The sequence below is a fragment of the Myxococcales bacterium genome, assembly GCA_012517325.1.
GTDB lineage: Bacteria > Lernaellota > Lernaellaia > Lernaellales > Lernaellaceae > JAAYVF01.
In genome coordinates, this window is the sequence record JAAYVF010000060.1 from 85,334 (window position 1) to 99,022 (window position 13,689).

A 13,689-nucleotide genomic window follows, 5' to 3' on the forward strand; every position below is an offset into this window, starting at 1 on the left:
AGCTTACCTCCCCACCCGGTGGGCGCCGTCGGGATAGACGATTTGCAGCGAATAGGGCCATTTCCCGTAAGTGGCGTAATTCAGTGTATAGGCATCCTTGGTCAGATCCAGTTCCGTGATCTGACCGTAGACGCTCCAATCGGTGGTGAAAAACGGCGGCGCGGCCGCATCCTCGCCGTCGATCAGTTCCAGGATGAAACCGGCCGCGCCGTTGGCGATGGCCGACGCCGGATCGAACCCTACGTTGACCTCGGCCGGGCCGTCGATATCGTAGGCCCAGGGATCGAGCACCGTGTCGGCAACCGCTTCGACAACCGTGAAGGCGTCCGGCGAATCCTCGCGGACGCGAACCAGCAGGGGAGTCGCCGTCACCGAGCGCCCCGGCGTATCGTAATAGACCAGATGCAACGTCACGGTGGCGGGCGGCGAGGCCGCGTCGATCGAGGTGACCGGCACCAGGGCGTCGTTTTCGAACCACGACATTTCCAACAAAAACCGTCCGTCCTCGACGGCCAGCGCGGCGGGCAGATACGCGGCGAGCGAATCGACCACGCCCGATTTCATCTGCGGCGTGCTCCAATTGGGAAAGAGGTCGTAAAACGGCTGCCCTTCGCCAAAGGTCAGCAGCATGGTCGGCGAATAGGCGAAGAACCCCTCGTCGTAATAGCGGTCCCATTCCGCCTTGTTCAGAATGCCGTTGCCGATGACACGCAGCAGCTCGTCGGTGTCCAGCCCCTTTTCGCCGAGCGCCGCGAAATCGGTGAAGCCCGACCGGGCCCAATCGACGATCGCGCGCGGGGCGTTCGGCGAACAGGTAGGGAAATTCGCCGGCAGGTCGGTCAGCGCGTTTTCGACGGTTCGGAACGCCGCGAGCGGATCGATCACCCGGTCGGGGCTGAAGTATTCGTCGTAAAGCGCGAGGTAATCGGAAATGATGGTCAGCAGCTCCTGCCGGCCGGATTCCGTGGCGATGAAATCCTCGATCAGGTCGGCGTACAGGTCGAAACGCGGCTCCATGATCTCCAGCCCGCCTTCCAGCACCGCTTCGTTCTCGCCGCCGGGATGATCGTCCATCGTGCCGGTCAGCACGTCCATTTCACCCAGCTTCCAAACGACCGACATGTGTTCGGTGAGCATTCCCTGCGCGGTGGCGTCGCCGGCGCAGTGCATCAGGTTGCCGATCGCGAAGACGACCCGCTCGGGGTGGTCGGGGTACGCGGCCAGCGCACCGTCGAGCATCCAGGAGACGAAGTGCCGATTGTGCGGATCGACGCTGTTCTCGTCCACCTTGCGGGCGAAGGCGTCCGCCGTGATGACGCGGCCGACATCCGGCCACAAAGCCCCCAAGAGCAGGTAGGCGCGTTCGCGGCGCAGCAGGTCGGCGTCATACTCGATGCCCGGCTGCGGATGCAGTTCGCACAGGTTGATGAAATAGTCCGCCTCGCGCATGTGCGTCGACGGACCATAAGCCCATACCGGGGCGGCCGCCGCCACCGACATCGCCAGTAATAGCAGGAAGGTTCGCCACGTCATGGAACACTCCGCCTGGTAATTTTAACGGATTCCCGGCCGCGCATCGCGACCGAGCGGAAAAGCCGATCCCGTTTCTTTAGAACATGATTCCGCCGTTTTTTCAAATACACGACCCGGGCGGCTCGGCTTCCGTCTCGTCATTTGAAGGATTGATATCTCGACCAGGCCCGGACGATCGTCTGAACCGGCGCCTTCACACCGCCAACTCGACGACCTTCGCGCCCAGGGCGGCGGCCAGATCGGCGGGCGACAGGCGCACCAGAAAGCCGCGGCTGCCGCCGTTGATGTAGATGCGCTCGTGCGTCATTGCCCGGGCGTCGAGAAATACGGGGATGGGCCGCTTCGTGCCCAGCGGGCTGATTCCGCCGACCAGGTAGCCGGTGAAGCGCTCGGCGTCGGGCACCGAGCATTCCTCGACGCGGCGATGCGCGCCGACGGCGTCGGTGAGTTTCGACAGCGAAACCCGATGCGCCGCGTCGACAACGGCGATCACCGGCTTGCCTGCGGATTGAAAGACGATCGTCTTGAATATCAGTTCCTCCGGCACGCCGAGTTCGCGGGCCGAGTCCTTCGCCACGTCGCCCAGGCCGCGAAAGGAATAGAGCGCCGGCTCGAAGGGAACCTGGTGCTCGCGCAGGAAATGAACCGCCCGGGTGATCGGGTATTTGTCTTTCATGCTCCCTCACCCTATTTTCGGCGCGATCAACTCCAGCGTTGGAAATTCGGTGCGATAAGGAGACGGATCGCGCGTCAGCAATCGGTAGCCGGTCACGGCGGCGTGAGCGCCGATGAAAAAATCCGGCAGCGGCGACCGTTTCAGCCCGCCGCGCCGTCGATATTTCAGAAAAACCTTGCCGGCCAGAAAAGCGGCCTCAAAAGGAAGCGGTTCGCGGCGGAAATATTCCGGCGGCAGCGCTTCCTCCAGTTCCTCGATCCGTCGAAACCCGACGGACACCTCGGCGTAAATAATCGGGTTGATGACCAGGATCGTCCGTTCGGCCGCCCGGGCGATTTGTTCGCTGGACCAGTCGAACCAGCGCGGATCCTCGGTGAGCAGATCCAATAGCACGTTGCTGTCGACCAGGACGGGTTTCATCGGCCGCGCGTCAACGCCATGATTTCGTCGGTGGTCATCTTGACCGTCGCGCGCCCCCGCAAGCGTTGGGCGATCAACTCGCCCCGCGTGGCCTTTTTCGCCTTGCCGGCGCGAACGATTTTCACCGCGTTGCCCTCGACTTTGAATTCGACTTCGGTCTCCGGCAGCAACCCCAGCTTTTTACGGATTTCCAGGGGAATCGTCACCTGGCCCTTGGTCGTGATGCGCATGGCCGACTCCTTTTCTTACCAGTAAGAGTAATACTCGTCGCCGGTGAAATCAAACCAGGAAAACGAATCCGACGGCGGCCGTCGGTCGCCACCGGATTGATCGCGGGTCAGAGGCGAATCACCAGGTCCGAAATCGGGAACGCCACGCAGGCGTGGATGTAGCCGAATTGCCGGTCGGATTCGCGCAAGCCGGCGTTGGGCGGCATGAAGACCTCGCCGCTGAGCAGGCGCGTGCGGCAGGCGCTGCATTCGCCGGAGCGGCAGACCGCCGGGACGACCAGGCCGTGGCGTTCCAGCGAATTGAGCAACGGTTCGCCGGCAGGCGCCTGGATGGTCTGGTCGTTGACCTGCACGGTAAAGACCGTGGTCGGCTTGAGCTTCGCGGGCCAGCCGGGCACCTTGGTAATGTCGGCGGGCGGGCCGTAGAGCTCGCGTTTGATCTTGTGGCGCGGCACGCCCAGCTTGAGCAGTTCGGGAATGCAAAAATCGTACATCGCGTGCGGACCGCAGAGGTAGAAGGTTTTACCGGCGATCGCGCCGACTTCCTTCCGGATCAGCTTGGCGTCGATGAACCCCTTGAGGCCGCGGTAATTCTTCGGCGGTTCGCTGATGATCGAAGCGAAGCGGAAGCGCTCGTTTTTCTTGGCGAGCCGGGCCAGTTCCTCGCCGAAGATGACATCGTTCGTGCGGCGGCTGCCGTACAGCAGCGTGATTTTCCGCGGCCAGCCCTGCAATTCCATTTGCCGGATGATGCTCATGAACGGCGTGATGCCGCTGCCGCCGGCGACGAACACCAGATCCTCGCCGTCGATCAGCGGCTCGTGATAGAAGCTGCCCGCCGGACCGGTGCTGTCGAACGAATCGCCGACCCGGAACGCCTCGAGCAGGAACGGCGCCACGAAACCGCCCGGCACGTCGCGGACCGTCAGATCGAGGTACTCGACCCCCGGCGGCGAGGAAATGCTGTACGGCCGGCTGGTGTGCACGCCCTGCTGATTGACGAACAGGTTGATGTATTGCCCGGCGCGGAACGGCGGCGTGTCGCCGTCCACCCGCACCAGCCGGAAGGTCTTGGCGCTCGGCGTCTCGTCGATGATCAGCGTCACCCGCAGGCGCATGCGCGCCGGATGCAACGAATTCACGACGCGTTTGACCAGCGCGCGGTATTCCTCGGAAGTGTAATCCACGCCCATGCCCGGCCGGCGCAGGGTGTTCCACTCGTACATGGTTTTGGGGTACTGGCTCAGATCCTTCAGCATTTCGACCACGATGTTTTTCATCCTACGCCTCCTTCCCGGTCCGCTTGGTCTGCCGCAGAATCACCTCGCCCGCGATGCGGCCCGACATCATCGCCGGCTCGAAGCCGCCGCCGGGCGGCGTCCAGGCGCCGACGAAAAACAGGTTTTTCAGCGGGCCCCAATGCGGCAGGCGGAAGAAAGAGGAATCCTCGGGCGGTTGATCGAAGCCGTAGATGCTGCCGCCCATCGCGTTGGCGTAGCGCATGTTGGTGATAGGCGTGGACACCTCGACGACCTCCGCCGCGGCGCGCAGTCCCGGATAAAGGCGCTCGGCCAGGTCGATCATCTGGCCGGCAATGCGGTTTTTGGTGTCGACGTATTCGCGCGGCGGCACGTGGTACCAGGGGTCGGCGTAAGTCAGCAGGGTCAGGACGACCATCGACGTTCCCGGCGGCGAGATTTCCGGCAACACGGTGTTGTAGGCAGTGACGCTGATCTCCTGGGGCTCGTCGAGCGTCCGCATCTGGGCGTAATGCGCGTCGAAATCGTCGGTCACGTTGATGAAGACCTCGTGATTCGCCAGCCCCAGTTTTTCGGGGGGCACGGCCAGACCCAGATACACGTTGAATGACGACGGCCCGATGGTGCTCGACCGCAGGCGCCGCCAGAACTTCGCGGGGATTTTTTCCAGGCCGATCATTTCGCGGCAGGTCGTGACCGGGTCGGCGTTGGACACCACGGCGCCGGCGGCGATCTCGTCACCGTCGCAAGTCGCCACGCCGATCACCTTGCCGTTCCGGGTGAGAATGCGTTCGGCCGCGCAATTGAACCGCACCTCGCCGCCCGCTTTCTCCAGCACCGACACGAAAGCCTGCGACAGGGTCTGCGAACGTCCCTTGACGTGCGCCGGGCCGTAATCGAGGTACTCGGTGAGCATGGTGGCGAAATACAGGTAGGACGCCTTCGCGGGCGGCATGCCCATGTAGCCCCACAATTGCGACAGCACCGCGCGCGCCCGTTGGTCCTTCACGTCGCGGTTCAGCACCTGGCCCCAGGTGGTCAGCGCGTAGCGGGCCAGGTTCGGCAGGTTGAGCGGGATTTGCGCCAGCTGATCGACTTTGGGCAGCCGGCCGGAGAGCGCCAGCTTGTTGAAGAAGCGCAGTTCGTCGCCGAGTGCGTAAACGCGTTTCAAAAAGCGCCGGATGCCGTCGGCCTCGGCCGGGAATTCGGCGCACAGTTTCTGCTCGTAGGCCTCGCGGCCCAGCGGCAGGGTGACGTCGTAATCGGCGAAAACCGAACGGTAAAAATCGGGGATCGTCACGAACTCGACCTGGTCGGTGATCCCCAGGTATTTCAGGTAACGATAAAGCGGGCCGGGGTTCTCGGCCGTGCCCACGCCCGACAGCTCGTGCAGCGCGATCTCGAATTCGAACCGGCCGCGCACGAAGCTCGTCGCATAGCCGCCCGGCACGTTGTGTTTCTCGAGCAACAGCACCCGCCGGCCGCGCTTGGCCAGGTAGGCCGCCGCCGACAGTCCGCCCAATCCGGCGCCGATCACTACGACGTCATATTGATTTTGACTCAACTCCCCGCTCCTTCCCAAGATGTAAATCGACCCGCCCGAAACCCGAACCGGCGCGCCCGCGTCGGGCGGCCGCAAAAATCGCCGCGCTCAGAGATTTCCCGCCTCGATATCGAGCCGCATCCGGTCGGTGCCGCAGAGCAGATCGAAAGCGAGACGGGTGCGCTCGAATTCGTACGGCTCGGTGCGCCAGGAAAAATTCTGCGGCGACTGCCGACGCGCCGCCGCCACGAGGCGCAGATAGGCGTCGAACGACCGGAACGCGTCCCGGTCGACCACGTGGACGAAAACGCCCTTGCACAGCTTGCCCGCGAATTTGTGAAACGTCGGCACGAACTGGATCGGCCGGAAATAGACGCCCGGCAGCCGCAGCCCGTTGAGCTCGGCGGCGAGCGCCGCGCCGTCGAGCCAGGGCGCGCCGACCATCTCGAACGGCCGCGTCGTCCCGCGGCCTTCCGACAGGTTCGTGCCCTCGATCAGGCAACCGCCCGGATACACCGTCGCCGTCTCCAGCGAGGTCATGTTCGGGCTGGGCATCACCCACGGCAGGCCCGTTTCGTCGAACCACATCCGCCGCTCCCATCCTTCGAGGGACAACACCGTCAGGTCGGCCCGCCAACCCTGTTCGCGGTTCCATTGCGTCGCCAGTTCGCCGACCGTCCTGGCGTGACGGACCGGCACCGGGAAGCGGCCCACGAAGGACGCGAAGGCGGGGTCCAGCACCGGGCCTTCCACGTCGAGGCCGTTGATGGGATTGGGGCGATCGCAGAGGATGACCTTTTTGCCCGCCTCGGCGCAGGCCTCGATGCAGTAGGCCATGGTGTATACGTAGGTGTAGTACCGCGCGCCGATGCCTTGCAGATCGATGACCAGAACGTCGATTTTTTCCAGCGCCTTCGGCGAGGGTTTGAGGGAAGTCGGATCGTCGCCGTACAGCGAATAGACCCTCAGCCCGCGGTAGACCGTGTGGCCGACGTCCACCTGGTCCTGTTCCACGCCCGCGATACCGTGTTCCGGCCCGAAGAGCGCCGTCACGTTGATCGCCGGATCGTCGATCAGCCGATCGTGCAGATACGTCAGGTCGGGCAGGACCGAAGCCGAGTGGACCAACAGCCCGACGCGCGCGCCGCCGAGGTATTCCTGACGATGCTCCAGCAGCCGGACGCAACCCGGCTGAACAACGGGCTGTTTGACCTGGGGCATGCGGTTATTCCCCTTCCTTCGGGTTCGCGGTCGTGGTTGTTTCGATTTCTTTAATGGTTTGCCGCACCCATTGTAACAGTTTCGGATCGCGAACCAAACCGCCCGCCGCCGAAAAATATTCGCGGGCTTCCCGCGGGCGGCCGCCCGCCAACGAGTCCTTTCCCAATTCGATCAACAAAAGGCCGCGCGGCGGTCCGTCGACCTGGGCGGCGGCCCAGGTCAACCACTCGGCGACCGCTTCGGGCGGCGACTTTTGCGCCACTTCCAGGCTGATCTCGGCGAAACTTGGCGGATCGAACGAACCGCGCGGCGCCTCGCGGAGCGTTCGCGCGGCGGCCGACGGATCGCCACGCCGGATCTGGACGCGGGCGAGCATCAGCCGAAACGAGCCGGCCAACGGATTCGCCGGATCCGCCGCGGTCAGATTGCGCCGCACCAGGCGTTCCGCGTCGGACAATCGGTTCAGACGCAAATCGATGTCGGCTTCCGCCAGATCGATGCCGGCGATCTGGGAGGGATCGGCCGCGGCGCGCAAGAGCGGAAAATCGGCCAGCACCGCCGGGATATCGTCGCGCCGCAAGGCGAATTCCTGATGCGCCAGGTAGAGGCTGTAGCGATGAGCCGCCACCGCGGCATTTGCCGCGAGCAATCGCTCCCAATAGGCAAGGAAGGAACCCGCGGGCAGCCGTCCCCTGACTTCATAATCCAACATGCTTTGCAAGGAAGCCATCTGGTGGCCGAAGCTCGGGCACGTTTCAGCCGCTTTTTCCCACCAGGCCGGGGCGGCGGCGGAGGCCAGTTCGGTCAGGCTTTTCGCCAGCTCCTGCGCCGCCTCGCATTGGCGAGAATTTTTTTGCGCCACCAGGTAATGCAGCCGCGCCGCTTCGTGGAAATCGCCTCTTTCAAAAGCCTGCCGCGCCTGGCGCATCATCGAATCCTGCCACGATAACGACCAAGGTTTGAGCGCCATCGGCAAACATACCGCCGGCGCGAGCACCGGCCGCGGTTCCCGCACCGGTTCGCGGCGGGCGAAAACCGTCAGGACTTGGCCGTCGCTCAATCTTTCTCGCCGGTAAAAAAGATAATTCGGCCATTCGGCTTGAAAGACGGCCCGCACCTGGGTGTATTTTTCCGCCTCGAGGGGATTGCTACCCTCCGGGGTATCGAAAGTCGGCCAATCCTCCCCCAAGGTAAAAACGAACTCCGGCCGGTCGAATTGGCTGACTTTTTCCGTCACCCATTCGCCAAAGGCGATTTGCTGATCGACCACCAGGCAGGAATTCATATTGACCAACAAGGGGAAAATCCGATCCACGCGCTGATCGCCACGAGTCAAATCCATGGTCAGCCGGGCAGCCGGATTTTGCCGGGCTGTATTCGCGATCAACGCCGCCAATTCGCGATCGGCGGCCGGTGGCGGCGCCGGAATCGACACTCCCGCCCAGTCGGCAAGATCGGCTCGCCCCAGCCGGGGCGTCAGACCGACCAGAACGATTTCCGCCAGCGCCAACCCGCCGTAAAGGATTCCCAGGCAAATGGCGAGGCGTTTGGACGGCCGCCGCCCGAAGGAAAAGGCCAGCCACAGGGCCAGGACCAGATGAACGCCCAACAGGTACCAATCGCGCTTGGTCACCGCCGCAAAATAAAAAACCAACGGAACGCCGCCGGCAAACGCGAAAGCCCAATCTTCGACTTGCCAGTCGCGCTCGTTCCATCGTTTTGCCAATAAATAGCCCAAGGCAATCCAGGCGATGAGCCCTCGATAACCAACCGCCAACAGCCAGAAGTAATGACCGGCGCCGGGCATTGATTCGCTTCGGCCCGCCAAAACATCGTCGCGCAACTCCGCCAGACTTCGCCGCCAATCGGGTAAAAGCCAGGCGCCGAGCACCGTGAGATAGACGACCAGCAAAAACAGCCGACGCCGACGCAAGGCCGGATCGCCAAGTGAAATCAGAATCAAGGCCGCCGGCACGATGCACAACGCGGCAATCGGCTTGGTTGCGGCAAGAATCGCCAAAAATAAGGCGACGCTCGCCTGCATGAAGGGCGAGTTCCAACGGTCTGCCGCAAAAAACAACCCCAAGGCGACAACCTCGGTCGCCAACGCGGCGATTTCCAAATTGAACGCCGTCGCCACCGTCCAGAAAACCGGATTAGCCAATACAATGAAGCCTACCAACAAGGTCGGTAGCGCCTGCCGGGAAAGATGGCGGCCGAAAGCGATCGCCCCAATCATCAGAATCAGCCAGAAAATGAGTGTGGTGACGATCGCGCCGCGAAACCCGTCGCCCGCCAACTCGGCGGCGCCGGCGGTCAGCAAATAGGTGAGCGGCAGATAGCGGGCCTGACGAAGCCGCAGCAACTCAAGCACCGTCGACGGCGAATCCTGCAATGCCAGCCGGTAAGCCATGGCCTTGAAAAAATGTTGGCCGCTGTCGTGACCGCTGATTTGCTGATTGGCCGTGTGCCAGGACGCCAGAACAAGGAAGGCGAGCAAAATAAGCAACGCGGCCGGTAAAAAGTACCGGCGTCCGGCAATGATTGGTGGCGCGACCGGCATCCGGGTTGAGGGCAAGCGGAACTCACAAGTATTTGGTCAAACCGCGTCTTTCCAACTCATCGAACACTTTCTTGACGGCCTGGGCGTCGTCGCGCCGCGCCACCAGAGTCGCGTCGGGCGTGTGCACGACGATCAGGTCGTCGACGCCGAGGGCCACCACGACGCCGTCGCAGGCGAAAACCGTGTTGTTGGCCCCGTCGAGGATCACGGCGTCGCCGTGGGCGACGTTGTGGTTTTCATCCGCCGGGTGCAATTCGCGGATCGCCGTCCAACTGCCGACGTCGCTCCAACCGATGTCCGCCGGAAACACCACCAGATTATCCACCTTTTCCATGACGCCGACATCGATGCTGACGCCCTCGATTCGCGGATAGATTTCCTCGAGCCGCCGTTCGATTTCCGCCGGGGGTTCCGTCCCGGAAAGATCGGCGATTCGCGCCCACAAGTCGGGCAGGTGTTCCTGCACCGCGGCGAGAAACGTCGCGGCGCGAAAAAAGAAAATGCCGGAATTCCACAAGAACGACCCGGCGGCCAGAAAGGCCTGGGCGCGCTCGGCCCGCGGTTTTTCATGGAAGGCGGCGACACGGTGATAGGGCTGCCCGTTCTCCCGGCCCAGCCGGTCGGCCATTTCGATGTAGCCGTACCCGGTTTCGGGAAAATCCGGCGCGATACCCAGGGTGATCAGCACCTCCTCGCGCGCCGCCAATTGACAGGCGGCGGCCAGGACTTCGCGAAAAACCTCGGGCCGGCGGATGGTGTGGTCGGCGGGCAGCAACGCCAGCACGGCGTCCGGATCACGGTCGGCCAGCAGCTTTGCCGCGACCGCCGCGCAAGGGGCGGTATTGCGCCGCAAGGGCTCGGCGATCAGGTTGGCGGCGGGCAATCCGGGCAGGGCCCGGGAGATTTTGTCGGCGATGGCAACGCCGGTAACGATCAACACGCGCTCCGGCGGCAACAACGGTTCGAGGCGCTTCATCGTTTGGACGAGCAGCACGTCGTCGCCGAAAATCGGTAAAAGCTGTTTGGGCAGATGCGCCCGGCTGACCGGCCAGAACCGCGTACCGCTGCCTCCGGCCATGACGACCGCGTAATTCATCACCCCTCCCCGCCTGGACGGTTCATCGCCGCCAATTCCGCTTCAATGGCGTCCAGCAACTCCGCGATGCCGCGCCCTTCCCGGGCGCTGACCGGATAAATCGCCAGCCCTTCCTTCGCTCCCGCTTCGCGCAATGCTTCCAGCCGTTCCGGGCCGTCCGGCAGGTCGATCTTGTTCGCCGCGATCACCTGCGGCCGCCGGCCGAGTTCCTCGCTGTAGGAAGACAGCTCGTGATTGAGCTTGTGAAAATCGTCGAGCGGGTCGCGGCCGGAATGCGGATCGAGATCCAACAGGTGGACCAGCAGGCGAGTGCGCTCGATGTGCCGCAGAAACCGGATGCCCAAGCCGGCGCCGGCGTGCGCGCCCTCGATCAGCCCGGGCAGATCGGCCACCACGAAACGCCGCTCGAAATCGCGGTCGACCGTTCCCAGGTTCGGGTGCAAGGTCGTAAAAGGATAAGCCCCAACTTTCGGCCGGGCCGAGGAAATCGCGGCGATCAAGGTGGATTTGCCGACCGATGGATAGCCGATCAGGCCGACGTCGGCGATGGATTTCAGGACCAGGCGATACCACCGTTCCTCGCCGGGGAAGCCTTTTTCATGCTCCAGCGGCGCGCGGTTGGCATTGCTGAGAAAGCGTGCGTTGCCTCGGCCGCCCCGCCCACCCTTGGCCGCGATCCATTCCCGATCCGGTTCGTCGAGGTCGACCACCATTTCGCCGGTTTCACCGTCGAAAACCACCACCCCGGCCGGCAGGTGGACGTACAGATGGGGAGCGTTCTTACCGTGTTGCGTCTTGCCCTTGCCATGCACGCCGTGCTTGGCGCGGTATTGCGGTTTGTAGGCCAGATCGATCAGCGTGTTCTTCGAGCTGTCGGTCACGAAAACGACATCGCCGCCGTTGCCGCCGTCGCCGCCGTCCGGACCGCCGCGCGGCACGTATTTTTCCTTGCGGAAGGAAAGACAGCCGTCGCCACCCGCGCCCGACTGCACGAATACTTTGACTTCATCGACAAATTTCATGAACGCTCTCTTTCGGACAATGCGCCAGTGTAACCACGCATCGGGCCGGGTTCTAGCGGAAATCCGCCGTTCTGGCAATCGCGAGCCCGCTCGAGCGGGAATAATACCAGAAATTCCAGGATTTCAAGCACCCGCGTTGACAGTAACCGGACCGGCAGGCTATAAAATCTAGCCCGCTTTTGTAGTGTAACCGGTTCGACTTCAGCCGAAGGACGAACCGAGTTAAAGAAATTTTATCTTTCTTTTCGGGAGGTTGCAGCATGAAAGAAGTGTGGATTGTCGGCGCGGCGCGGACGCCGGTAGGCTCCTTTAATGGCGTGTTTGCCACTTTGCCCGCCAGTGACCTGGGCGCGGTCGCGATTCGCGGCGCCCTGGAACGCTCGGGAATCAAAGACGAGGAAGTGGATGAAGTGATCATGGGTTGTGTCTTACCCGGTGGTCAGGGACAGGCGCCGGCGCGAATGGCGGCCATCAAATCCGGGCTTCCCGCCAAGGTGGCCGCGATGACGATCAACAAGGTCTGTGGCTCCGGCCTCAAAGCGGTCGGCCTGGGCGTCCAGGCGATCCAATGCGGCGACGCCGAGGTGGTGGTCGCCGGCGGCATGGAAAGCATGACCCTCGCGCCGCATGTCCTGATGAATTCGCGCGCCGGCTACCGCATGGGCAACTTCGCCGTCGAGGATTCGATGGTCAAGGACGGCCTGTGGGATTCCTACAACAACTGCCACATGGGCAATTTCGCCGACAAGACCGCCGCGAAATACGGCTACACCCGCGAACAACTCGACGACTTCACCGTCAAATCCTACAAAAACGCGCTCAAAGCCCAGGCGGACGGCGTTTTCAAGTGGGAAATCGTCCCGGTGAAACTTCCCTCCAAAAAAGGCGAGCCGACCGTCATCGACACCGACGAGGAACCGGCCCGCGTCAAGTTCGATAAAATCCCCACCCTCAAGCCGGCCTTCAACAAGGACGGCGTCATCACCGCCGCCAACGCGTCCTCGATCAACGACGGCGCGGGGGCCGTGGTACTCTGCGAAGCGGAAAAGGCCAAGCAGCTCGGCCTCAAGCCGCTCGCGCGCTTCGTCGCCCAGGCCACGGCCAGCCTCGAGCCGCAGTGGTTCACCCTGGCGCCGATCGATTCGATTAAAAACGTGCTGAAAAAAGCCAACCTGCAGGTCGGCGACATCGACGTCTGGGAAATCAACGAGGCCTTCTCGGTCGTTTCGTTGATCACCAACGACCATCTGAAAATCGATCCGGCGAAAGTGGACATTTACGGCGGCGCGGTAGCGATCGGCCATCCGATCGGCGCCTCCGGTTGCCGCATCCTGCTGACCCTGCTCAACGCCATGCAACGCAACAATTTCAAGCGCGGCGGCGCGAGCCTGTGCATCGGCGGCGGCGAGGCGATCGCCATGCTGTTCGAGCGCGTGGAATAAGGGGGCGGTTCATGACGTACAAGAACCTGCTCGTCACGATCGAGGAAGGCGTGGCCCTGGTCGTCATCAACCGGCCGCCGGCGCTCAACGCGCTCAACAGCCTGACGCTGAAGGAACTGGGCGTCGCCTTCGAAAAAATCGCCAAGGACAAGGCCGTGCGCTCCGTGGTGCTGACCGGCGCGGGCGAAAAGGCCTTCGTCGCCGGCGCCGACATCAGCGAAATGGTCAACTTCAACCCGCTCAAGGCCGACGCGTTCGCCAAGCTGGGCCAGGAAGTGCTGACGGCGATCGAAACCTGCCCCAAACCGGTGATCGCGGCCGTCAACGGCTTCGCGCTGGGCGGCGGCACCGAACTGGCGATGGCCTGCGATTTCATCTACGCCGCGCCGAACGCCAAATTCGGCCAGCCGGAAATCAAGTTGGGCATCATCCCCGGCTTTGGCGGCACGCAGCGCTTGCCGCGACTCGTCGGCCGCCAGATGGCCAAGGAACTGGTGCTCACCGGCGACATGATCACCGCCGAGGAAGCGTTGCGCATCGGACTGGTCAATAAAATTTTCGCGCTGGATAGCCTCGTGGCGGAAGCCAAGAAGACCGCGAAGAAAATCGCCGCTTACGGCATGCCGGCGGTCAAGGCGGCCAAGGACGCGATCAACCGCGGCCTCGACGTGGATCTGGCCGACG

12 protein-coding genes are annotated in these 13,689 nt (G+C 63.2%); 2 read left to right on the forward strand and 10 right to left on the reverse strand.

The window, feature by feature from the left end; all coding sequences use genetic code 11:
- Positions 1–3: 3 nt before the first annotated feature.
- The 10 genes from GX444_10820 to obgE form a co-directional block, all read right to left on the reverse strand.
- A complete protein-coding gene (locus GX444_10820) occupies positions 4–1,533 on the reverse strand; it encodes a hypothetical protein (GenBank protein ID NLH49083.1) in 1,530 nt (509 codons plus the stop codon).
- Between the two features lie 193 nt (positions 1,534–1,726).
- The gene (locus GX444_10825; GenBank protein NLH49084.1) at positions 1,727–2,209 is read right to left on the reverse strand and encodes an aminoacyl-tRNA deacylase; all 483 of its coding nucleotides are present in this window, start codon (positions 2,207–2,209) and stop codon (positions 1,727–1,729) included.
- Between the two features lie 6 nt (positions 2,210–2,215).
- Positions 2,216–2,629: a type II toxin-antitoxin system VapC family toxin gene (locus GX444_10830; GenBank protein NLH49085.1), complete on the reverse strand. Its 414-nt coding sequence runs from the start codon at positions 2,627–2,629 to the stop codon at positions 2,216–2,218.
- The gene (locus tag GX444_10835; protein ID NLH49086.1) at positions 2,626–2,859 is read right to left on the reverse strand and encodes an AbrB/MazE/SpoVT family DNA-binding domain-containing protein; all 234 of its coding nucleotides are present in this window, start codon (positions 2,857–2,859) and stop codon (positions 2,626–2,628) included. Before GX444_10835 ends, GX444_10830 begins: the two co-directional genes overlap by 4 nt.
- Positions 2,860–2,966: 107 nt before the next feature.
- The gene (locus tag GX444_10840; protein NLH49087.1) at positions 2,967–4,139 is read right to left on the reverse strand and encodes a 2Fe-2S iron-sulfur cluster binding domain-containing protein; all 1,173 of its coding nucleotides are present in this window, start codon (positions 4,137–4,139) and stop codon (positions 2,967–2,969) included.
- Position 4,140: 1 nt separating this feature from the next.
- Complete coding sequence (locus tag GX444_10845) at positions 4,141–5,682, reverse strand: NAD(P)/FAD-dependent oxidoreductase (protein NLH49088.1); 1,542 nt, start codon at positions 5,680–5,682, stop codon at positions 4,141–4,143.
- Between the two features lie 87 nt (positions 5,683–5,769).
- Complete coding sequence (locus GX444_10850) at positions 5,770–6,882, reverse strand: DUF1343 domain-containing protein (GenBank protein ID NLH49089.1); 1,113 nt, start codon at positions 6,880–6,882, stop codon at positions 5,770–5,772.
- A 4-nt stretch (positions 6,883–6,886) separates the two neighbouring features.
- Positions 6,887–9,460, reverse strand: coding sequence for a hypothetical protein (locus GX444_10855; GenBank protein ID NLH49090.1), 2,574 nt, complete (start codon positions 9,458–9,460; stop codon positions 6,887–6,889).
- 7 nt (positions 9,461–9,467) lie between these two features.
- A complete protein-coding gene (locus tag GX444_10860) occupies positions 9,468–10,541 on the reverse strand; it encodes an NTP transferase domain-containing protein (protein ID NLH49091.1) in 1,074 nt (357 codons plus the stop codon).
- A complete protein-coding gene (gene obgE / locus GX444_10865; protein ID NLH49092.1) occupies positions 10,541–11,563 on the reverse strand; it encodes a GTPase ObgE in 1,023 nt (340 codons plus the stop codon). Before obgE ends, GX444_10860 begins: the two co-directional genes overlap by 1 nt.
- 260 nt (positions 11,564–11,823) lie before the next feature.
- Between obgE and GX444_10870 the strand changes: the two genes are divergently transcribed.
- Both GX444_10870 and GX444_10875 read left to right on the forward strand, forming a co-directional pair.
- The gene (locus GX444_10870; protein ID NLH49093.1) at positions 11,824–13,005 is read left to right on the forward strand and encodes an acetyl-CoA C-acetyltransferase; all 1,182 of its coding nucleotides are present in this window, start codon (positions 11,824–11,826) and stop codon (positions 13,003–13,005) included.
- Positions 13,006–13,016: 11 nt separating this feature from the next.
- Positions 13,017–13,689, forward strand: a 673-nt coding sequence (locus GX444_10875; GenBank protein NLH49094.1) for a hypothetical protein, incomplete at its 3' end; no start/stop codon positions are given.